The organism is Polymorphobacter sp. (assembly GCF_048007885.1).
In the GTDB taxonomy this organism is placed as follows: domain Bacteria; phylum Pseudomonadota; class Alphaproteobacteria; order Sphingomonadales; family Sphingomonadaceae; genus Sandarakinorhabdus.
Genome location: NZ_CP180346.1, coordinates 2373039 through 2392512, shown reverse-complemented (window position 1 = coordinate 2392512; position 19474 = coordinate 2373039). Strand labels below are relative to the sequence as shown.

22 protein-coding genes and 1 pseudogene are annotated in these 19474 nt (G+C 66.3%); 11 read left to right on the top strand and 12 right to left on the bottom strand.

Features of this window, described 5'->3' with window-relative positions; genetic code table 11:
• Positions 1-91 precede the first annotated feature (91 nt).
• The 3 genes and pseudogenes from ACMVO5_RS11535 to ccmE all read left to right on the top strand — a co-directional run.
• Positions 92-820, top strand: a complete 729-nt coding sequence (locus ACMVO5_RS11535) for a heme ABC transporter permease (RefSeq protein ID WP_416907645.1) — start codon at positions 92-94, stop codon at positions 818-820.
• Positions 817-963: a heme exporter protein CcmD gene (gene ccmD / locus ACMVO5_RS11530; protein ID WP_416907644.1), complete on the top strand. Its 147-nt coding sequence runs from the start codon at positions 817-819 to the stop codon at positions 961-963. Before ACMVO5_RS11535 ends, ccmD begins: the two co-directional genes overlap by 4 nt.
• Positions 960-1355 (top strand): annotated as a pseudogene (gene ccmE / locus ACMVO5_RS11525) (cytochrome c maturation protein CcmE); the annotation flags it as partial. The gene ccmD and the pseudogene ccmE, both read left to right, overlap by 4 nt.
• Before the next feature lie 169 nt (positions 1356-1524).
• On the opposite strand, the gene ACMVO5_RS11520 reads toward ccmE, so the two are convergent.
• Entirely contained in the window at positions 1525-3843 is a 2319-nt protein-coding gene (locus tag ACMVO5_RS11520; protein WP_416907643.1) for a TonB-dependent receptor, read from the bottom strand.
• 65 nt (positions 3844-3908) lie between these two features.
• Between ACMVO5_RS11520 and ACMVO5_RS11515 the strand changes: the two genes are divergently transcribed.
• The 6 genes from ACMVO5_RS11515 (at position 3909) to ACMVO5_RS11490 (ending at position 9828) form a co-directional block, all read left to right on the top strand.
• Positions 3909-4196 carry a hypothetical protein gene (locus ACMVO5_RS11515; RefSeq protein WP_416907642.1) on the top strand — a complete coding sequence of 96 codons (288 nt, stop codon included), beginning with the start codon at positions 3909-3911 and terminating at the stop codon, positions 4194-4196.
• A 63-nt stretch (positions 4197-4259) separates the two neighbouring features.
• Positions 4260-5033 (top strand): glucose 1-dehydrogenase, encoded by a 774-nt coding sequence (locus ACMVO5_RS11510; RefSeq protein ID WP_416907641.1) that lies wholly within the window; start codon positions 4260-4262, stop codon positions 5031-5033.
• A gap of 43 nt (positions 5034-5076) precedes the next feature.
• Positions 5077-6369 carry a 23S rRNA (adenine(2503)-C(2))-methyltransferase RlmN gene (gene rlmN, locus ACMVO5_RS11505; RefSeq protein ID WP_416907640.1) on the top strand — a complete coding sequence of 431 codons (1293 nt, stop codon included), beginning with the start codon at positions 5077-5079 and terminating at the stop codon, positions 6367-6369.
• 226 nt (positions 6370-6595) lie between these two features.
• Entirely contained in the window at positions 6596-7840 is a 1245-nt protein-coding gene (locus ACMVO5_RS11500; protein WP_416907639.1) for a class I SAM-dependent methyltransferase, read from the top strand.
• Between the two features lie 24 nt (positions 7841-7864).
• Complete coding sequence (locus tag ACMVO5_RS11495) at positions 7865-9085, top strand: argininosuccinate synthase (RefSeq protein WP_416907638.1); 1221 nt, start codon at positions 7865-7867, stop codon at positions 9083-9085.
• 74 nt (positions 9086-9159) lie between these two features.
• Positions 9160-9828 (top strand): PEPxxWA-CTERM sorting domain-containing protein, encoded by a 669-nt coding sequence (locus ACMVO5_RS11490; RefSeq protein WP_416907637.1) that lies wholly within the window; start codon positions 9160-9162, stop codon positions 9826-9828.
• On the opposite strand, the gene ACMVO5_RS11485 is transcribed toward ACMVO5_RS11490, so the two are convergent.
• The 4 genes from ACMVO5_RS11485 to ACMVO5_RS11470 are packed head-to-tail and all read right to left on the bottom strand — an operon-like array spanning position 9801 to position 12306.
• Positions 9801-10478 carry an SDR family NAD(P)-dependent oxidoreductase gene (locus tag ACMVO5_RS11485; protein WP_416907636.1) on the bottom strand — a complete coding sequence of 226 codons (678 nt, stop codon included), beginning with the start codon at positions 10476-10478 and terminating at the stop codon, positions 9801-9803. The two genes, ACMVO5_RS11490 and ACMVO5_RS11485, sit on opposite strands and share 28 nt — an antisense overlap.
• Before the next feature lie 10 nt (positions 10479-10488).
• Complete coding sequence (locus tag ACMVO5_RS11480) at positions 10489-11127, bottom strand: MarC family protein (RefSeq protein WP_416907635.1); 639 nt, start codon at positions 11125-11127, stop codon at positions 10489-10491.
• Entirely contained in the window at positions 11124-11957 is an 834-nt protein-coding gene (locus ACMVO5_RS11475) for a bifunctional 5,10-methylenetetrahydrofolate dehydrogenase/5,10-methenyltetrahydrofolate cyclohydrolase (protein WP_416909367.1), read from the bottom strand. The genes ACMVO5_RS11480 and ACMVO5_RS11475 overlap by 4 nt, the downstream gene beginning before the upstream one ends.
• Before the next feature lie 46 nt (positions 11958-12003).
• Positions 12004-12306 carry a YggT family protein gene (locus ACMVO5_RS11470; RefSeq protein WP_416907634.1) on the bottom strand — a complete coding sequence of 101 codons (303 nt, stop codon included), beginning with the start codon at positions 12304-12306 and terminating at the stop codon, positions 12004-12006.
• 116 nt (positions 12307-12422) lie between these two features.
• Between ACMVO5_RS11470 and ACMVO5_RS11465 the strand changes: the two genes are divergently transcribed.
• Positions 12423-13286, top strand: coding sequence for a 3-hydroxybutyryl-CoA dehydrogenase (locus tag ACMVO5_RS11465; protein ID WP_416907633.1), 864 nt, complete (start codon positions 12423-12425; stop codon positions 13284-13286).
• Positions 13287-13339: 53 nt separating this feature from the next.
• Positions 13340-14239 carry an acetylglutamate kinase gene (argB, locus tag ACMVO5_RS11460; protein WP_416907632.1) on the top strand — a complete coding sequence of 300 codons (900 nt, stop codon included), beginning with the start codon at positions 13340-13342 and terminating at the stop codon, positions 14237-14239.
• A 1-nt stretch (position 14240) separates the two neighbouring features.
• Here the strand turns inward: argB and ACMVO5_RS11455 are convergent, their stop codons facing one another.
• The 7 genes from ACMVO5_RS11455 to ACMVO5_RS11425 form a co-directional block, all read right to left on the bottom strand.
• Complete coding sequence (locus ACMVO5_RS11455; protein WP_416907631.1) at positions 14241-14696, bottom strand: GlcG/HbpS family heme-binding protein; 456 nt, start codon at positions 14694-14696, stop codon at positions 14241-14243.
• Positions 14696-15628, bottom strand: coding sequence for an electron transfer flavoprotein subunit alpha/FixB family protein (locus tag ACMVO5_RS11450; RefSeq protein ID WP_416907630.1), 933 nt, complete (start codon positions 15626-15628; stop codon positions 14696-14698). Before ACMVO5_RS11450 ends, ACMVO5_RS11455 begins: the two co-directional genes overlap by 1 nt.
• Positions 15625-16374 carry an electron transfer flavoprotein subunit beta/FixA family protein gene (locus ACMVO5_RS11445; protein ID WP_416907629.1) on the bottom strand — a complete coding sequence of 250 codons (750 nt, stop codon included), beginning with the start codon at positions 16372-16374 and terminating at the stop codon, positions 15625-15627. Before ACMVO5_RS11445 ends, ACMVO5_RS11450 begins: the two co-directional genes overlap by 4 nt.
• A gap of 97 nt (positions 16375-16471) precedes the next feature.
• Complete coding sequence (egtD, locus tag ACMVO5_RS11440) at positions 16472-17428, bottom strand: L-histidine N(alpha)-methyltransferase (protein ID WP_416907628.1); 957 nt, start codon at positions 17426-17428, stop codon at positions 16472-16474.
• Positions 17429-17437: 9 nt separating this feature from the next.
• Entirely contained in the window at positions 17438-18676 is a 1239-nt protein-coding gene (egtB, locus tag ACMVO5_RS11435; RefSeq protein WP_416907627.1) for an ergothioneine biosynthesis protein EgtB, read from the bottom strand.
• 7 nt (positions 18677-18683) lie between these two features.
• Complete coding sequence (locus tag ACMVO5_RS11430; protein WP_416907626.1) at positions 18684-19241, bottom strand: cob(I)yrinic acid a,c-diamide adenosyltransferase; 558 nt, start codon at positions 19239-19241, stop codon at positions 18684-18686.
• A 12-nt stretch (positions 19242-19253) separates the two neighbouring features.
• Positions 19254-19454 carry a twin transmembrane helix small protein gene (locus ACMVO5_RS11425; protein ID WP_416907625.1) on the bottom strand — a complete coding sequence of 67 codons (201 nt, stop codon included), beginning with the start codon at positions 19452-19454 and terminating at the stop codon, positions 19254-19256.
• Positions 19455-19474 lie beyond the last annotated feature (20 nt).

Here is a 19474-nt window from a genome sequence, read left to right as displayed (position 1 = left end):
TTTCTTCTTTCGGGGCTTTGCCCGCGCCCTTCCTGCCCCCCGGGCATCTTGTCTCTTTCCGGTTCAGCCTCACTCCCCTATATCCGCAACCGTGCATCGCCACGCAAACCCGACGCGATTCCTCAAGATCGCCCGCATCGCCACGCCGCTCACGCTCGTGCTCGGCCTCGCGCTCACCGTCACTGGTCTCTACATCGGCCTGTTCGCCTCCCCGCCTGACTATCAGCAGGGGGAAAGCGTGCGCATTATGTATGTCCATGTGCCGGCCGCCTGGCTCGGCTCGGGCGGCTATCTCGGCCTCGCCATCGCGTCTGCCACAGCGCTCATCTGGCGCCACCCGCTGGCCACCATCGCCGCGCGCGCCATCGCGCCCGCAGGTGCGGCCTTCAGCGCCATCTGCCTGATGTCCGGCTCGCTCTGGGGCAAGCCGACCTGGGGCACCTATTGGGTCTGGGATGCGCGCCTCACCTCGATGCTGGTGCTGCTCTTCCTCTATCTCGGCTATCTTGCGCTGTCGGCTTCCGAGCAGGAGCGTGGCGGCGAGCGCAAGGGCGCGGCCATCCTCGCGCTGGTTGGCGCCATCAACCTGCCGATCATCAAATACAGCGTCGAATGGTGGAACACGCTCCATCAGGGCAGCAGCATCAGCATCACCAACGCAAAATCGGCCATGGCGCCCGAAATGCTCACGCCGCTGCTCATCTCGGTCGCCGGCTTCACCTTCCTGTTCGCGGCCATCGTGCTGATGCGCATGCGCGCGCTGCTGGCCGAACAGCGCGTCGAGGCACGCAGCCGCCGCCTCGCCGAGGCAGTAGCATGATCACCCGTCCCGATCTCTGGGCCAGCTATATCTGGCCAAGCTATATCCTCACGATCGGCGGCCTCATCGCACTCCTCGTCTGGAGCTACACCGCCATGCGCCGCGCCGAAAAGCGCGCCGACAGCCTGAAGAGGAAGCCATGAAACTCAAGGCCAAGCATCAGCGCCTCACCCTCGTGCTGGGCGCGTTGGCGGCCCTTGGCGGCGCCGGCGCGCTCGCCATCACCGCGCTCGGTGACAAGGCGACCTATTTCTACGCCCCCTCCGATCTCGCCGAAGCCCTGCCCACCGACGCTATCCGCCTTGGCGGCATGGTCGAGGAAGGCTCGCTCGTGCGCGCCGGTGAAACCGTCTCCTTCCGAGTCACCGACATGAAATCACAGCGCGATGTCACCTACACCGGCATCCTCCCCGACCTGTTCCGCGAAGGCCAGGGCGTCATCGCCGAGGGCCGCTTCGACCCCGCCACCGGCGTTTTCCGCGCCGACACGATTCTCGCCAAGCATGACGAGAATTACATGCCGCCCGAGATTGCCGAACTCGATGCAGAAGACGGCGTCGCTTTCGGAATAGGGGCGAAAGCAGGAAGGGCGCGGGCAAAGCCCGCGCTTGACGTCAGACGAGATCGGCCAGCGAAGCTGTCCGCCTCGCTGGCCGAGCCTGCGCCGAGTCTGAAAATAGCTCCGCTATTTTCAGCCGGCTCGGCTAGAACCTCGTCCGCAGCGTCACCCCGAAGGTCCGCGGCTCGGCCGGGAAGGTGATGAACACCCCGTTCGACGTCGCCGACAGCCCCTGCGCCACGGCGCGGAAGGTGCCGCCGCCCTGCAGCGGCGCATCGGCCGCCACCTGCTGATACAGCGTGTCGAACAGATTCTGCGCCCAAAGCTCCAGCCCCCACACCTCGCCCGGCCCGTAAAGCCCGATCCGCGCATTGGCGACGACAAAGCCCGACTGGATCTTCTCGAAATCAAGGTCCGAGCCGGTGTTCATCGCCGACTGGTAGCGGAAGTCCATGTAGATCAGGCTCGACAGCATGTCCGACACCGGCGGCGTCCAGGCAAAACTGCCCGTCACCACATAGTCGCTGGCGTTCGAAATCCGCTCGCCGGGCAGCTGGAACAGCGTCGGCGCCAGCGAGGCCCCGTCGCGCCCGGTCAGCTGCTGGGCATAGGTGGTCCGCGCATAGGTGATGCCCGAGGTCAGCGTCAGGTTGCGCATCGGCCTGATCACCGATTCCAGTTCCACACCGCGGGTGCGCAGCCCCGGCCCCACATCCTCGGGCGCACAGGCCGAATTGCCCGCAATCAGGTCGCGGTCGCGCCCGCCCAGGTCAGCGCTGCAGCCCCCCAAATTGGCCACTTCGAAATTGACGCCGTTGAAGGTGTTCAGCTGGAAATTGTCGAACTCCTGATAGAAGAGCGCCGCGTTCAATGTGAAGCCATCAAGGTCGAGCTTGGCGCCAAGCTCATAGGCGTCCACATCCTCGGCAGTGAACTGCAGGTCGTTGGCGCTCGGCGTGGCGGCATTGAGCGCGGAAGGATCAAGGTTGAACCCGCCCGCCTTGTAGCCGCGCGAATAGCTCACATAGGTCAAAAGCTCGTCAACCGGCCGGAACGACAGCACCGCCGTCCCGGTGAAGCGGTCCTCCTTCAGCGTGCCGCCCGGATCATCACGGCTGAAGCCCGGCCCCGACGTGTTGTTGATCACACAGGAGAGCGAGCGCGCGCCCGCGACCAACGGCACCAGCGCGCCCGGCAAGGGACCGGTCAGGCCGCGCAGCGCGCCGCACAGATTGTTGCTCGAAACAAAGGTCGAATCGAGAAACTTGGTCTCATTCGTATAGCGCCCGCCCAGCGTCAGGTTGAGCTTGTCGGGGATGATATCGATGACGTTGTGCGTGAAAATCGCATAGTTGCGGCTGCGCTGGCGGAACTGCGCCTGCTCCACCCCCGTGCCCGAAAGAAAGCGCCCGTCCGGCCCCGGGGTGAAGCCCGCCACGCCCGCCGCCAACGCCAGATTGCCGCCCAGCAGCGCATTGGCATAGGCATCATAGTCGGCGCCATACTTCAGGTCATCGTCGGAATCGAGAATTTCATCGGCGTAGAACGCGCCCACCAGCCAGTCCAGCCGGCCATCAAAGGCGGCGCCTTGCAAGCGCAATTCCTGGGTGAAGGTCGAGAAGCGCCGATACTGGTTGCTCCGCTGCAGGATATCGATCGAGTTGAAATCCGCGTCCTGCGCGGCGCGGTTGACGAAGCGCCGGTAGCCGGTGATCGAAGTCAAATTGACCGCCCCCAGATCCCAGTTCAGCTCGCCAGAGGCGCCCCAGTCGCGTGTGCGCTGGTCATAGCTGGCGCCGGGCGTGATCGACGTCTCGCGCACAAACAGCTCCCCGCTGGCAGCACTCGGCACCTGATAGGGCGTGCCGCCGAGCAGCGGGATCAGCCCGGCAATGTTGTTCGGCGTGCTCACCACATTGCCAGCGCCGTCGCGCGCCAGCCCGCGCACTGGCGCCAAAATGGCCGCGCCGCAGCATTCCTCGTCCTTCTGGTTATAGTCACCAATCAGCCGGATCGAGACGTCAGGCGACGGCTCGATCAAAAGCTGGCCGCGCACCAGAAACCGGTCGCGGTTGGCAAGGTCTCGTCCCGACACGACATCGGTCAGAAAGCCGTCGCGCGTATTGTAAAGCCCGTCGAGGCGGAAGGCGACCTTGTCGCCGATCACCGGCCCGGTGATGCCGCCCTGAAAGCGGAAATTGTCGAAATTGCCATAGGTCACCTCGGCAATGCCGCCCGGCTCGAACGTCGGCTTGGCGGTGGTGATATTGATCAGACCCGCAGATGCATTGCGCCCGAACAGCGTGCCCTGCGGCCCGCGCAACACCTCGATCTGGTCCAGTTCGCCAAGGTCGGTCAGCCCCACGCCAGTGCGCGAGCGATAGACCCCGTCGATGAACACCGCCACCGAGCTTTCCAGCCCCGGGTTTTCGCCCACCGTGCCAATGCCGCGGATCCGCGCCACACCATTCGAACTCGTTGGTTGCCGAAGACACCAGCAGCGAGGGGGCCAGCTGGTTGAGCGCGCGAATGTCGGTCCCGCCCGACTGGCGCAGCTGCTCCATGCCCACCGCGCTCACCGCGATCGGCACATCCGACAGCGCCTGCGCGCGCCGCGTCGCCGTTACGATGATCTCGGCCGGCGCCTCGCGCTCGGCCTGCGCGGTCTCCTGGGCCATGGTCGCGCCGAGCGGCACCATCATCGCCGCCGCCGAAACCAGCAAAGACGTCCGAAGCATGATCAATTCCCCAAAAAACACCGCAGCGTCACCGCCGTCTTACTATAGAGAGTATCGCAGCCCCGTCACCTGTCGATAAACAAGACTGACGCGGGCAGCGGTTTTCGCCGCCTGTCACAAATTTGCCACGCAGGAGCCGCCCATGAACCGCCTCGCCAACAAGACCGCCCTCATCACCGGCGCCGCCCAGGGCCTCGGCGCCGCCATGGCCCGCCGCTTCATCGATGAAGGCGCCCGCGTCCTCCTCACCGACATCAACGCCGAAGGCGCCGCCCGCGAAGCCGCCCAATATGGCGACCGCGCCGCCGCCATCGGCCATGATGTCACCAGCACCGATGACTGGGAGGCCGCCATCGCCGAAGCCGAATCCCGGTTCGGCGGCCTCCACATTCTCGTCAACAACGCCGGCATCGCAGCGGGCAGCACCGTCGAGGCGACCAGCATCGAAGACTGGAAGCGCGTCCACGCCATCGATCTCGACAGCGTCTTCTACGGCTGCAAGCTGGCCCTCCCGCTCATGGCGAGCACCGTCAAGGCCAGCGGCGTGCGCGGCTCGATCCTCAACATCTCGTCCATCGCCGGCGTCATCGCCGCGCACAATTCGGCCGCCTACAACAGCGCCAAGGCGGCCGTGCGCCACCTCACCAAGTCGGTCGCCCTCCACTGCGCCAAGCAGCGCTACGGCATCACCTGCAATTCCATCCACCCAGTCTTCATCGATACCCCCATCCTCGACGGCCTCACCAGCGCGATGGGCCGTGAGGAAGGGCTGGCCAAGCTCGGCCGCCAGATCCCGCTCGGTCAGGTCGGCGAGCCCGATGATGTCGCCTGGGCCGCCGTCTATCTCGTCTCCGATGAAGCCAAGATGGTCACCGGCCACGGCCTCTACGTCGATGGCGGCATCTCGGCCATGTAGGCGCGCCTTTCCAGCCGGGCGGTGAGCCTCTATAGGGGCCGCCATGCAGATCCCCGGTCCCAATGATCCCATCGTCACGCCGCGCCGCCCCGCGCCGGCGCGCGCCGATGGCAAGCGCCCGCTCCTCGGCCTCGCCAAGCCCGCGCTGCGCGAAGCGCTGATCGAAGCCGGCATCCCCGAAAAACAGGCCAAGATGCGCAGCCAGCAGGTCTGGAACTGGATCTACCAGCGCGGCGTCACCGAAATCGCCCAGATGGCCAATATCAGCAAGGACACGCGCGCGCTCCTTGACGCGCAATTCGTCGTCGGCCGGCCCGAGGTCGTCCAGGCGCAAGTCAGCACCGACGGCACCCGCAAATGGCTGCTCCGCTTCGATGACGGCGAGGAAGCCGAATGCGTCTTCATTCCGGATGCCTATCGCGGCACGCTCTGCGTCTCGTCGCAGGTCGGCTGCACCCTCAATTGCCGCTTCTGCCACACTGGCACGATGAAGCTGGTCCGCAACCTGACCCCGGCCGAAATCGTCGGTCAGGTCATGCTCGCCCGCGACGCGCTCGGCGAATGGCCGTCCGCCACCGGCCCCGCACTACCCGCGCTCCCGGAAGCCGATGACGCGCCCGACGATGAGGAAGCCCCCTATATCCCCGGCGCCCACAACCCCGGCGCCAACTACACCACCCAGGGCCGCATGCTCACCAACATCGTCATGATGGGCATGGGCGAGCCGCTCTACAATTTCGATAACGTCCGTGATGCGCTGCAAATCGTCATGGACGGCGAAGGCTTGGGCCTGTCGCGCCGCCGCATCACGCTCAGCACCTCGGGCGTGGTCCCGATGATGGCCCGCGCCGGCGAGGAGATCGGCGTTAATCTCGCCGTCTCGCTGCACGCCACCCGCAAGGAGATCCGCGACGAGATCGTGCCGCTCAACAAGAAATACGGCATCGAGGAGCTGCTCGCCGCCTGCGCCGCCTATCCCGGCGCCAGCAACGCGCGCCGCATCACCTTCGAATATGTCATGCTCAAGGACAAGAACGACCATGACGAACACGCCCATGAGCTCGTCCGCCTGATCCGCAAATACAAGCTGCCCGCCAAGGTCAACCTCATCCCCTTCAACCCCTGGCCCGGCTCGATCTACGAGACCAGCACCGACCAGCAGGTCAGCCGCTTCTCCAACATCATCTTTGAAGCCGGCATCAGCGCGCCCGTCCGCCGCCCCCGCGGCCGGGACATCATGGCCGCCTGCGGCCAGCTCAAGTCAGCGTCCGAAAAGATCACCCGCGCCGAACTCGACCGCCGCGCCGCTGAAAAAGAGGCCGCCTGGGTCGATTAAGGGCCTCCGGCGGCAGTTAGGGGCCTCCGGCGGCTGGGGCCTCAGGCCCCAGACCCCAATTCCATGCGCGGCGTTCGTCTCCCCCCGGCTTGCCCAAGGCCCACTAATGGGGTCTGGGGCCTGAGGCCCCAGCCGCCGCAGGCCCCTTCACCAGCACGCCCACAAACTGACGCCCCAAGGCAAACTCCGGTCTGGCAACCCGGCCCATCAAAGCTATAGTCAAAGCATGTTCCTGCTCGACAGACTGTTCCGCAAGTTCATCCGTGACGGCGAGCTGCATATCACCGATGCCAGCGGCAAGGCCCATGTCTATGGCGCACGCATCGACGGCCGCCCCAATGTCCGCATCCGCTTCACCGACAGCGCCACGCCGCGCAAGCTCGCGCTCAATCTCGCGCTGGGTGCGGGCGAAGCCTTCATGGATGGTCGCCTCATCATCGAGGAGGGCGATGTCCGCGATCTCGTCGATCTCGTCACCTACAATCTCCGCTGGGAGCGCTCCAACGCCGTCCGCTTCGCGCTCTGGCGACAGGCCGCCATCGCCGCCTGGGTCGATCAGCGCAATTTCGAGCGCCGGTCAAAGCGCAACGTCGCCCATCATTACGACCTTGATGACCGGCTCTATGATCTCTTCCTCGATCCCCACCGCCAATATAGCTGCGCCTATTGGTCTCCAGAGGCCACCACGCTCGAAGCCGCGCAGGAAGCCAAGCTCGCCCATATCACCGCCAAGCTTGATCTGAAGCCCGGCCAGAAGGTGCTCGATATCGGCTGCGGCTGGGGCGGCCTCGCCCGCTACATCCATACCCACACCGGCGCCGATGTGCTCGGCATCACGCTCTCTGAAGAACAGCTCAAATACGCCCGCGCCGAGACCGAACGCCGAGGCTTGTCCGACCATGTCAAATTCGAGCTGATCGACTATCGCCGCCTCGAAGGCCAGTTCGACCGTATCGTATCGGTCGGCATGTTCGAGCATGTCGGCCTGCCCAATTACCGCATCTACTTCGAAACCATCGAGCGCCTGCTCGCCGATGACGGCGTCGCCCTTGTCCACACCATCGCGCGCGCCGACGGCCCCGGCGCCACCGACCCCTGGACCGCCAAATACATCTTCCCCGGCGGCTACAGCCCCGCCGTCAGCCAGATCATCCCCCATATCGAGCGCTCTTGGCTGTGGATCACCGATATCGAGGTGCTGCGCCTCCATTATGCCTACACGCTCGACGCCTGGTATGATCGCTGTCAGGCCAAGCGCGCCGAGATCGAAGCGCTCTACGACGCCCGCTTCTTCCGCATGTGGAGCTTCTATCTCGCCGCCGCCCGCTCGGCCTTCATCAACGATGGCCATATGAACGTGCAGATCCAGCTCACCAAGCGCCGTGACACGCTGCCCCTCACCCGCGATTACATGGGCCAAGCCGAACAACGTCTCTTCCCCGCCGCCCCGCCGGCCGCTAAGCGCGCCTGAACATTTCCAAAGGACCAGCCCCCCATGTCCCAAGCCATCAACCGTGTCGTCCTCGCCTATTCGGGCGGCCTCGACACATCGGTCATCCTCAAATGGCTGCAAACCGAATATGGCTGCGAAGTCGTCACCTTCACCGCCGACTTGGGCCAGGGTGAAGAGCTTGAGCCCGCCCGCGCCAAGGCCCAGCTGCTCGGCATCAAACCCGAACACATCTTCATCGAAGACCTGCGCGAAGAGTTCGTCCGCGATTATGTCTTCCCGATGATGCGCGCCAACGCGCTCTACGAAGGCCAGTATCTGCTCGGCACCTCGATCGCCCGCCCGCTCATCGCCAAGAAACAGATCGAAATCGCGCGCAAAGTCGGCGCCGACGCCGTCTCCCACGGCGCCACCGGCAAGGGCAATGATCAGGTCCGCTTCGAGCTCGGCTATTATGCCCTCGCCCCCGATATCCGCATCATCGCGCCCTGGCGCGAATGGTCGCTCAATAGCCGCGAAGCGCTCATCGCCTTTGCCGAAGAGCATCAGATCCCCGTCTCCAAGGACAAGCGCGGCGAAAGCCCGTTCAGCACCGACGCCAACCTTCTCCACACTTCGTCCGAAGGCAAGGTCCTCGAAGACCCGTGGGAAGAAGTGCCGGACTATGTCTACAGCCGCACCGACAACCCCGAAGATGCGCCAAACACGCCCGAATACATCACCATCGACTTTGAAAAGGGCGATGCGGTGGCCATCAACGGCGACCCCCAATCGCCCGCCACCCTGCTCGCCACCTTGAACGACATGGGCAAGCGCCACGGCATCGGCCGCCTCGACTTGGTCGAAAACCGCTTCGTCGGCATGAAGTCACGCGGCATGTACGAAACACCGGGCGGCACCATCCTCCACCTCGCCCACCGCGGCATCGAGCAGATCACCCTCGACCGGGGTGCGGCCCACCTCAAGGACGAGCTCGCCGTCAAATATGCCGGCCTGCTCTACAACGGTTTCTGGTTCAGCCCCGAGCGCGAGATGCTGCAGGCCGCCATCGATCACAGCCAGGCCCGCGTCAACGGCACCGTCCGCCTCAAGCTCTACAAGGGGTCGGCAAGCGTCGTCGGCCGCAAATCCCCCGACAGCCTCTATTCCGCCAGCGTCGTCACCTTCGAAGACGACGCCGGCGCCTACGACCAGCGCGACGCCGAAGGCTTTATCAAGCTGAACGCGCTCCGCCTCCGCCTGCTCGGCCGCCGCGACGGGCGTTAACCATAAATTACGAAATTCGACTCCCAACACGCTTTCGAGAATGCTAATGAACCCTTGAATTTAAGGGGTTCCTCATGCGCAAAATCATCTTCGCCGCCGTCATGGCCATTGCCAGCGCGTCCAGCGCGCAGGCTGTCACCCTGTTTTCGCAAGATTTCGACACCCTGCCCACCACGCTGATCACCAACAGCGTGCCCGGCTTCACCGTCTCCACCAATGTCGACATTGTCGCCATGCCCAACACCTTCGGCATCGCCTGCGCCGGCGGCAGCGGCGCCTGCATCGATCTCGACGGCACCCGCAGCGCCGCCACCATCACCACCGATGCAATCGCCTTCAAGGCCGGCCAGCGCATCAACATCAGCTTCGATGTAAGCGGCAGCCAGCGCGGCAGCGCCTCCGATGGGTTCAGCTTCAACACCAGCTTCGCCGCGCCCACCGCGCTCACCGGCCTGACCGTGCTCTCGGGTTTCACCAGCCTCACCGGCACCGGCCCCTACACCGAAACCATCGCCGGCACCCGTCCCTTCCTCACCTACGCCCTGTCCTTCATCCCCACCACCGCCGGCAGCCTCGCGCTCAGCTTCGGCACCACCAGCGCCGACAATGTCGGCCCCATGCTCGACAATGTCGTGGTCTCGCAGGTCCCGGAACCCGCCAGCTGGGCGATGCTCATCGCCGGCTTCGGCCTCATCGGCGCCGCCATGCGGCGCCGCTACCAGGGCAGCGTATCCCCCGCATAAGTCACATAGCGGCACTCGAGCGGCTGCGCCGCGCCCAGCACATCCGCCATCCCGCGTACGCTCGTATCCACATCCAGATCGGCATGTTCCGTGCCCATTTCGGTGCGCACCCAGCCCGGATGCAGCGCCAGCGTCGCCACCCGGCCCTTGGCATCCACATTGGCAAAGCTCGTCACCAGCGAATTCAGCGCTGACTTAGATGCACTGTAAAGCTCGGCAAACCCCGTCTGCCGCAAGCTGACCGAGCCCAAAATGGAGCTCATGAAGGCCATGGTGCCGCCGTCCTTCACCAGCGGCAACAGCACCCGCCCGGCACGCACCGGCGCCACCGCATTGGTCCACATCAAATCCGCCACCGCCGCCTTGTCCACGCCGTCTGCGGTGCGCTCGGCAAAGGCATGGTCCGGCCCCATCGTGCCGGCGCACAGCAGCACCACATCAAAGCGCCGCGCCCCCAGCGCCGCCGCCAGCCGCTCCACATCGGCGCGCACGTCCATATCGACCACCGCCACCTCGGCCCCGCTCGCCTCCAGCTCGGCCGCCGGCCCGCGCCGCGTCGCCACCACATCCCAGCCGCGCGCCACAAGCTCGCGCGTCAGCCCCAGCCCCAGCCCGCGTGACGCCCCGATGATGATCGCCGACTTCGTCATGTCCCGCCCCTCAAAGCCCGAAGCTCTGCTTCACCCCGTCAATCACGAACTGCGCCGCCAGCGCCGCCAGCACCACGCCCAACAGCCGCGTCAGCGCGCCCTCGAATTTCGCCCCCATCACCGCCATGATCGGCCCCGCCGCCAGCAGGCTGAGCAGCGTCAGCACCATCACCGCCACCAGCGCGCCGAGCACCGCCGCCAGCTCCAGCGCGCTGTGCGCCCGCGCCGTCAGCAGCATCATCGCCGCAATCGCCCCCGGCCCGGCCAGCATCGGGATCGCCATGGGAAACACCGAAATATCCTCTTCCGGCGACGTGGCAGACGCCAAGACCTCCTCGGCCCGGTTCTCGCGGCGCTCGGTGCGCTTCTCAAACACCATGTCGATGGCAATCAGAAACACCATCAGCCCACCCGCCACCTTGAACGCCGCCAGGCTGATGCCCAGCGCATTCAGAAACGGCTGCCCGCCCAGTGCAAAGGCCAGCAGCACCGCCAGCGCAATCCAGAACGACCTGAGCGCCATCGCGCGCCGATGCCCCTTGCTCGTTCCCGCCGTCAGCGACGAAAAAATCGGCACACAGCCCGGCGGATCGATCACCACGAACAGCGTCACAAACGCTGAAACAAACAGCGTCAGCGCCTCGTTCATGCCGCCAGCCGGGCGCTCGCGGCTTCCACCGTATTGGCCAGCAAACAGGCAATCGTCATCGGCCCCACCCCGCCCGGCACCGGCGTGATCCAGCCAGCCCGTACGCTTGCGCCCGCAAACTCCACATCCCCCACCAGCCGGCTCGTCCCGTCCGCCGCCACCACCCGGTTGATGCCGACATCGATCACGCACGCCCCCGGCCTGATCCAGTCCCCGCGCACCATCTCGGGCACGCCCACGGCCGCCACCACAATCTCGGCCCGCGCCACATGGCCGGCCAGGTCACGCGTCCGGCTGTGCGCCAGCGTCACCGTCGCGCTCTTTGCTGTCAGCAGCGCCGCCATCGGCTTGCCCACAATCGACGAGCGCCCGATCACCAGCGCCTCCCGCCCGGAAAGATCGCCCAGCGCCTCCTCGATCAGCATCAGGCAGCCCTTGGGCGTGCACGGCACCAGCGCCTTCTGCCCCACCGCCAGCCGCCCGGCATTGACCGGGTGAAAGCCGTCAACATCCTTGGCCGGGTCGATCGCCGCCAACACCTTGTCACCGTCGATATGCGCCGGCAGCGGCAGCTGCACCAAAATCCCGTCAACCGCCTGATCGGCATTGAGCGCCGCCACAAGCGCCAGCAATTCGGCCTCGCTCACCCCCGCATCAAGCCGATGCTCGAACGAGACCATCCCCGCCGCCCGCGTCGCCACGCCCTTGTTCTTCACATAAACCCGGCTCGCCGGATCCTCGCCCACCAGCACCACCGCCAGCCCCGGCGCGCGGCCATGCGCGGCCACAAAGGCCGCCACATCGGCCGCCACCGCCTCGCGCAGGCGCATCGCCCGCGCCTTGCCATCGATCACCACCGCGCTCACCGCCGGGGCGTCACATCATGCCGACATCGAGCAGCAGCGCCGGCAGCAGCCGCTGCACCAAAATGATCCCCAAAATCAGCACCATCGGCGCCAGATCAATGCCGCCCATGTCCGGCAGCACCCGCCGGATCGGCCGCAGCATCGGCGCAAAGAACCGGTCCAGCCCGGTCACCACCGCGCGCACGAACCCATTGTTCATGTTGATGACATTGAACGCCACCAGCCAGCTCATCACCGCCCAGATGACCAGCGCCCAGATCAGCAGCTGCAGCGCATAAATCACCACACCCACCAAGGCGACCATCGTATTCATGGCAACTCCTTTTCCAAGCCTCCCTCTACCGCGCCCGCCTGCGCATCACAACTCGCCTCTTGCCGCCGCGCCCGCGCCCGCCTACCCAGCCGCCACGGCACATGGGAGGAAACGACATGAACACCATCGGCGTCATCGGCAGCGGCCTCATGGGCAATGGCATCGCCCATGTCAGCGCACTGGCCGGCTATGATGTCATCCTCTCCGACATAGAAATGGCCCGCGCCGAGGCCGCCCGCGCCACCATCCAGAAAAACCTCGCCCGCATGGTCGCCAAGGGCAGCGTCACTGAGGCCGATGCCGACGCCGCCCTCGCCCGCATCCGCCTCACCACCGACAACGCCGATCACGCCGCCGCCGATCTGGTCATCGAGGCCGCCACCGAAAATGAAGGCGTCAAGGCGCGCATCTTCCAGTCGCTCAGCCTCGCCCCCCATGCGCTGCTCGCTTCCAACACCAGCTCCATCTCGATCACGCGGCTGGCCAGCACCACCGACCGCCCCGACCGGTTCTGCGGCCTGCATTTCTTCAACCCCGTGCCGCTGATGGCGCTGGTCGAGATCATCCCCGGCCTCGCCACCTCCGAGGATACCAAGGCGAAGATGCATGAATTCGCGCGCCGGCTCGGCAAGACCGCCATCGAGGCCGCCGACAGTCCCGCCTTCATCGTCAACCGCGTGCTCTGCCCGATGCTCAACGAAGCCATTTTCGCGCTCGGCGAAGGCGTCGGCAGCGTCACCGACATCGACACCGGCCTCAAGCTCGGCGCCAACCACCCCATGGGCCCGCTCACACTCGCCGATTTCGTCGGCCTCGACACGCTGCTCAGCATCATGCAGGTCATGCAGGCCGCCACCGGCGATCCCAAATACCGCCCCGCGCCGCTGCTGGTCAAATACGTCGAAGCCGGCTGGACCGGCAAGAAATCCGGCCGCGGCTTCTATGATTATTCCGGCCCCGAACCCGTCCCCACGCGCTGAGGAAACAGGGAAACCCCCTTTCCGTCCGCCCCCCATCCCCCTATAGCGCGGCCATGTCCGCACACGATCCCACGCCCGAGATGATGGCCAAGACCGAAACCCTAGTCGAGGCCCTGCCCTATCTCCAGCGCTATGCCGGCAAGATCTTCGTGGTCAAATATGGCGGCCACGCCATGGGCAATGCCGAGCTGGCGCGCGATTTCGCCGAGGATATCGTGCTGCTGAAGGCGGTCGGCATCCTGCCCGTCGTCGTCCATGGCGGCGGCCCGCAGATCGGCTCCATGCTCAAGCGGCTCGGCATCGAGAGCACCTTCGTCGATGGCCTGCGCGTCACCTGTGAAGACACCGCCCGCATTGCCGAAATGGTGCTGGCCGGGAGCATCAACAAGGAGCTGGTCGCCTGGGTCGAACAGGCGGGCGGCCGCGCGGCTGGCATCAGCGGCAAGGACGGCGGCCTCGTCCGCGCCCGCAAGGTCACCCGCACCACCCGCGATCCGGGCAGCGCCATCGAGCAGGTCGTCGATCTCGGCTTCGTCGGCGAGCCCGAAACTGTCGACCGCACGCTCATCGACACGCTGCTCGCCGCGGGCATCGTGCCCGTCATCGCGCCGGTCGCCACCGGCGCCGATGGGCATACTTACAATATCAACGCCGATACCATGGCCGGCCATATCGCCGCCGCGCTGGGTGCCTCGCGCCTGTTCCTGCTCACCGATGTGCCGGGCGTGCTCTCCAAGGACAAGGCGCTGCTCACCGACCTGACCCCCGCCGACATCGCCAGCCTGACCGCTGATGGCACCATAACCGGCGGCATGATCCCAAAGCTCGAGACCTGCACCCGCGCCGTCGAGAGCGGTGTCGATGCCGCCGTCATCCTCGATGGCCGCATCCCGCACGCCATGCTGCTCGAAATCTTCACCCGGCGCGGCGCCGGCACGCTGGTCCGCAAATAGGCTATTTGACCGCCGCCGCCCCGGCCCCGGCAATCTCGCCGTCCTCGGCCGACGTTGCCCCGCTCACGCCGACCGCGCCCACAAGCTCGCCGCCTGCCATCACCGGCACCGCACCGTCCACCAGCGTCGCCGGCAGCGTCAGCAGCCGCATGCCTTCGGGCGCCATCAGCGCCTCCTGCATCGCCTTGGTCGGCCGCTTGAAGCCGGCGGCCGTGCGCGCCTTGGCCAGCGCGATATCAGGGCCGACAAGGCTCGCCCCGTCCATCCGCCGCATCACGATCGGCACGCCCGAAGGGTCGACCACCACCACCGAGACCTTCAGCCCCATCGCCGCAGCCTTGGCTTCGGCCGCCTTGACCACGGCATCTGCACCCGCCAGCGCCAGCACCGGCTTCTGCACCACCATCTGCGCGGAAGCCGGCGCGGCCAGCAGCAGGGCGAGAGCGAGCGCGCGCATCACAGCTTGCCCGTCAGCTCGGGCACAAGGCTGAACAGATCGCCCACCAGCCCCAGGTCAGCAACCTGGAAGATCGGCGCTTCCTCATCCTTGTTGATGGCGACAATGATCTTCGAATCCTTCATCCCCGCCAGATGCTGGATGGCGCCGGAAATGCCGATCGCCATGTAAAGCTCCGGCGCCACGATCTTGCCGGTCTGCCCCACCTGATAATCATTGGGCGCATAGCCGGCATCCACAGCCGCGCGCGACGCGCCCACCGCCGCCCCCAGCTTGTCGGCCAGCGGGTCGATATATTCGTGGAACTTCTCGGAGGATCCCAGCGCCCGGCCGCCCGACACGATGATCTTCGCCGCCGTCAGCTCAGGCCGCGCCGACGCCGTCAGCTCGGCGCCTTCAAAGCTCGCCTTGTCGCTGGCCGCCGCCGCCGCCACCGCCTCAATGCTGGCCGAACCGCCGCTGGTCGCCGCCTTGGCAAAGGCCGTGCCGCGCACGGTGATCACTTTCTTGGCATCCGACGACTTCACCGTCGCAATCGCATTGCCGGCATAAATCGGCCGGGTGAAGGTGTCCGCCGACACCACCGAGAGAATGTCCGAAATCTGCGCCACATCGAGATGCGCCGCCACACGCGGCGCCACATTCTTGCCGCGCGACGTCGCCGGCGCCACAAAGGCGTCATAGCCCGCCATCAGCCCGGCGATCAGCGGCGCCAGATTCTCCGGCAGCGCATGGGCATAGGCCGCGTCATCGGCGTGCAGCACCTTGTGCACCCCCGCCACCGCCGCCGCTTGGCTCGCCACCGAAGCCGAACCCGCGCCCGCGACCAGCAGATGCACCTCGCCGCCCAGCTCGCCCGCCGCGGTCACGGCCGCCAGCGTGGCATCCTTCAGATCCTTGTTGTCATGTTCGGCCAGAACCAGAACGCTCATGCCACCGCTCCCATCGTCTTCAGCTTCTCGACCAGTTCGTCCACGGTCTTGACCTTGATCCCCGCCTGCCGCTTGGCCGGCTCCTCGACCTTCACCACCGTCAGGCGCGGCGTCATGTCGACCCCATAGTCAGCCGGCGTCTTGGCCGCGATCGGCTTGGATTTCGCCTTCATGATGTTGGGCAGGCTCGCATAGCGCGGCTCATTCAGGCGCAGATCGGTGGTCACCACCGCCGGCAGCGCCAGCGCCACCGTCTCCAGCCCGCCGTCAATCTCGCGTGTCACCATCACCTTGCCGTCGCCCGGCTCGACCTTGCTGGCAAAGGTGCCCTGCGCCCAGCCCAGCAGCCCGGCCAGCATCTGCCCGGTCTGGTTGGCATCGTCATCGATCGCCTGCTTGCCCAAAATCACCAGCCCCGGCGCCTCGTCCTCGCAGATCTTCGCCAGAAGCTTCGCCACCGCCAGCGATTCGGTCACCACGTCGGTGGTCACCAAAATGCCCCGGTCCGCGCCCATCGCCAGTGCGGTGCGCAGCGTCTCGGTCGCTTGCTGCACCCCCACCGAAACCACCACGATCTCGCTGGCCACGCCCTTTTCCTTCAGCCGGATCGCCTCTTCCACGGCAATCTCGTCAAAGGGGTTCATGCTCATCTTCACATTGGCCAGGTCCACGCCCGACCCGTCGGGCTTGACCCGCACCTTGACGTTGTAATCAACCACCCGCTTGACGGGCACCAGAACCTTCATGACCAGCTCTCCCAAAGGCGCACTTCTTGCCTCCCGGATTGGCCCAACCTCACGCAAACGTCAACCTCGCAGCCGTCGCAGGATCGCTTCAGACCTGTCAGGGCTGCATGCCCCCGGCATCCCGCCGCCACAGCTGCAGGCTGAACCAGCCCTGCGCGTCCTCGCGGCTCGTCACCGGCGTCCAGCCCGCCGCCCGGCCCATCAGCCGCACCGCATCCAGCGTCCATTTGTGGCTGTTCTCGGTGTGGATGGTCTCGCCCGCCCGCATCGAAAACCGCTGCCCCGCCGCCTCGAACGCGGTATCGCGCAGCGCCTCCAGATGCATCTCCACCCGGCTCGCAGCTGCATTCCAGAGCGCAAGGTGCCGAAAATCCGAAAGCCTGACCGTGCCGGCCAGCTCACGGTTGATCCGCGCCAGCAGATTGAGGTTGAACGCCGCCGTCACGCCCTCGCTGTCGTCATAGGCCGCTTCCAGCACGCCGCTGTCCTTGGCCAGGTCAAAGCCGATCAACAGCCAGCTGCCCGCCCCCAGCAAGCCGCCCCAGCCGCGCAGCAGGTCCACGGCCGCCGCCGGCGTCAGATTGCCGATCGTCGAGCCGGGAAAAAAGCCCAGCCACGGCGCGCCCAGCGCCGGCAAGGCAAAGCGCCGGGTGAAATCCCCCTCCACCGGATGCACCGCCAGCCCCGGAAAATCCGCCGCCAGCGCACCCGCCGAGGCGCGCAGAAAAGCGCCCGAAATATCCACCGGCACATAAGCCGCAGGCGCCACCGCGCGCAGCAGCAGCGGCGTCTTGGTGCTCGATCCCGAACCAAATTCGATCACCGCCCGCCCCGGCCCCACCGCGTCGGCCACATCGCCGGCAAAATCCACCAATATCGCGACCTCGGTGCGGGTGGGATAATAGTCAGCGAGGTCGGTAATCGCCTCGAAAATCTCCGAACCGCGCCGGTCATAGAGCCAGCGCGCCGGGATCACTTTCTGCGCCTGCGCCAGCCCGGCGCGCACATCGCGGGCAAAATCGCCCGCCCCCTCAAACTCGTCCGCATCGGCCATGACCGCCCCTCAAATGTCGCGTGCCAGCCGCACACCGGAAAATTGCCAGCGCGCCTCCGGCGCAAAAAAGTTCCTCACACTCGCCCGCGAGCTGCCGCGCGGCGTCGCGCAGCTGGCGCCCTTCAGCACCATCTGCCCGCTCATGAACTTGCCATTATACTCGCCCACAGCCCCAGGCGCGGGCCGAAACCCCGGATAGGGCCGAAATGCGCTCGCCGTCCATTGCCAGCAATCACCAAACATCGAAGCCGAGCCGATCGGCCGCACCGCCCCGGCACGGTCAAGCTGGTTGCCGCCCGCCGGGTCCGCGTCAGCCGCCGCCACTTCCCATTCCGCCTCGCTCGGCAGCCGCGCCCCGGCCCAGCTGGCAAAGGCATCCGCCTCATAAAAGCTGACATGGCAAACCGGTGCCTCCGGGTCGAGCGGCTGGCGGCCCGAAAGCCCAAACCCCGACCACCAGCCCTCCTCGGCGCGCCAGTGCAGCGGCGCCGAGATCCCCTCGCGCTGCCGCCACGCCCAGCCATCCGACAGCCACAGCGAGGCCCGGTCATAGCCGCCATCGGCAATGAAGTCGGCCCAGTCGGCATTGCTCACCAGCGCCTCGCAGATCCGGAAGGGCGCCAGATACACAGGGTGGCGCGGCCCCTCGCAATCAAAGGCGAAACCATCGCCATCATGACCAATCTCATGCAGCCCGCCCGCCACCTCGCGCCAGCCATATTCCCGCGCCGGGCTCGGTGCCGCCGGCCCCGCCTGCCACACCGCCGGCTCGGTCGGGTTCGCCGCCATCAAATCGAGCAGATCGGTCAGCAGCAGTTCCTGATGCTGCATCTCATGATGACAGCCCAAAAGCAGCAGCGCGCGCTGCGCCTCATCAAGCCCGTCCAGCCGCCGTGCCACCCGCGCATCAATGTCGGCACGCCATTCCAGCACCCGCGCCAGCGTCGGCCGGGTCAGCATGCCGCGCCGGTCGCGCGCCAGCCGCGGCCCCAGCGCCTCATAATAGCTGTTGAACAGAAAGCCGAAATCCGCATCAAACACCGGCTCGCCGGCCAGGACGAACGTCTCGAAAAACCAGGTCGTATGCGCCAGATGCCATTTCGCCGGCGAGGCATCGGGCATCGACTGGGCGCTCGCATCCGCATCCGAAAGTGGGCCAATCAGCGCCACCGTCCGCCCGCGCACCTGCTCGAACAGCGCTCTCAGACGATCTCCCTGCACGGCGGAAGAGAGGCTCTGAACGTTCATGCGCTCCTCACTCGCGGTTGGCGCCGGGCACCCACAATATGTCACCGTCCGGCGCATTGGCCAACCGTGCAAGCTGAAACAACAGGTCCGAAAGCCGGTTGAGGTAGCGCATCGCCGGGCCCGACAGCGCCTCGCCCGCCGCCACCGCCGCCACCCCGTCCCGCTCCGCGCGCCGACACACGGTCCGCGCCACATGCAGCGCCGCCGCCAGCGCCGTGCCGCCCGGCAGAACAAAGCTGGTGAGCGACGGCAGCGTATCGGTCACCGCGTCCAGCTCGCGCTCCAGCCGCACCACCTGTGCGTCACTCACCCTGAGCGCGCCTTCAATCTCGCCCGGCGTGGCAAGGTCAGCACCCAGATCGAACAGGTCATTCTGCACCCGGGCGAGCGCTGCCGCGATGTCGCCCTCGGCCAACACCCGCGCCATGCCAACAGCCGCGTTCAGCTCATCGACCCCGCCCACCACCTGCAAGCGCGGATCGGCCTTCGACCGCCGCGAGCCATCCACCAGCCCGGTCGTGCCCTCGTCACCCGTGCGTGTGTAGATCCGGTTGAGCTTGACCACGAAGCCGCCTGCTCAGCCCTGTCGGTTGACCAGGAACAGCAGCACGATGAAAATGATCGCCAGCGCCTGAAAGGCGACCCGGTAGCTCATCATCAGATTGGACTTCTTGCCGCCCACATCCTTGCCGCGCGCCATGATGATGATGCCGCGCGCCAAAACCGCCAGCGTCGCCACGGCGGCAAAGACCATAAGAACGATAAGCGCGACCTGCATTCTCCACCCTTAACGCCCCC

Coding starts and splice junctions, on each gene's coding strand:
- ccmD (WP_416907644.1), top strand. CDS start 817: ATGATCACCCGTCCCGATCTCTGGGCCAGCTATATCTGGCCAAGCTAT.
- ACMVO5_RS11515 (WP_416907642.1), top strand. CDS start 3,909: ATGTCGGTCCCGCCCGACTGGCGCAGCTGCTCCATGCCCACCGCGCTC.
- ACMVO5_RS11510 (WP_416907641.1), top strand. CDS start 4,260: ATGAACCGCCTCGCCAACAAGACCGCCCTCATCACCGGCGCCGCCCAG.
- rlmN (WP_416907640.1), top strand. CDS start 5,077: ATGCAGATCCCCGGTCCCAATGATCCCATCGTCACGCCGCGCCGCCCC.
- ACMVO5_RS11500 (WP_416907639.1), top strand. CDS start 6,596: ATGTTCCTGCTCGACAGACTGTTCCGCAAGTTCATCCGTGACGGCGAG.
- ACMVO5_RS11495 (WP_416907638.1), top strand. CDS start 7,865: ATGTCCCAAGCCATCAACCGTGTCGTCCTCGCCTATTCGGGCGGCCTC.
- ACMVO5_RS11490 (WP_416907637.1), top strand. CDS start 9,160: ATGCGCAAAATCATCTTCGCCGCCGTCATGGCCATTGCCAGCGCGTCC.
- ACMVO5_RS11485 (WP_416907636.1), bottom strand. CDS start 10,478: ATGACGAAGTCGGCGATCATCATCGGGGCGTCACGCGGGCTGGGGCTG.
- ACMVO5_RS11480 (WP_416907635.1), bottom strand. CDS start 11,127: ATGAACGAGGCGCTGACGCTGTTTGTTTCAGCGTTTGTGACGCTGTTC.
- ACMVO5_RS11475 (WP_416909367.1), bottom strand. CDS start 11,957: ATGCGCCTGCGCGAGGCGGTGGCGGCCGATGTGGCGGCCTTTGTGGCC.
- ACMVO5_RS11470 (WP_416907634.1), bottom strand. CDS start 12,306: ATGAATACGATGGTCGCCTTGGTGGGTGTGGTGATTTATGCGCTGCAG.
- ACMVO5_RS11465 (WP_416907633.1), top strand. CDS start 12,423: ATGAACACCATCGGCGTCATCGGCAGCGGCCTCATGGGCAATGGCATC.
- argB (WP_416907632.1), top strand. CDS start 13,340: ATGTCCGCACACGATCCCACGCCCGAGATGATGGCCAAGACCGAAACC.
- ACMVO5_RS11455 (WP_416907631.1), bottom strand. CDS start 14,696: ATGCGCGCGCTCGCTCTCGCCCTGCTGCTGGCCGCGCCGGCTTCCGCG.
- ACMVO5_RS11450 (WP_416907630.1), bottom strand. CDS start 15,628: ATGAGCGTTCTGGTTCTGGCCGAACATGACAACAAGGATCTGAAGGAT.
- ACMVO5_RS11445 (WP_416907629.1), bottom strand. CDS start 16,374: ATGAAGGTTCTGGTGCCCGTCAAGCGGGTGGTTGATTACAACGTCAAG.
- egtD (WP_416907628.1), bottom strand. CDS start 17,428: ATGGCCGATGCGGACGAGTTTGAGGGGGCGGGCGATTTTGCCCGCGAT.
- egtB (WP_416907627.1), bottom strand. CDS start 18,676: ATGAACGTTCAGAGCCTCTCTTCCGCCGTGCAGGGAGATCGTCTGAGA.
- ACMVO5_RS11425 (WP_416907625.1), bottom strand. CDS start 19,454: ATGCAGGTCGCGCTTATCGTTCTTATGGTCTTTGCCGCCGTGGCGACG.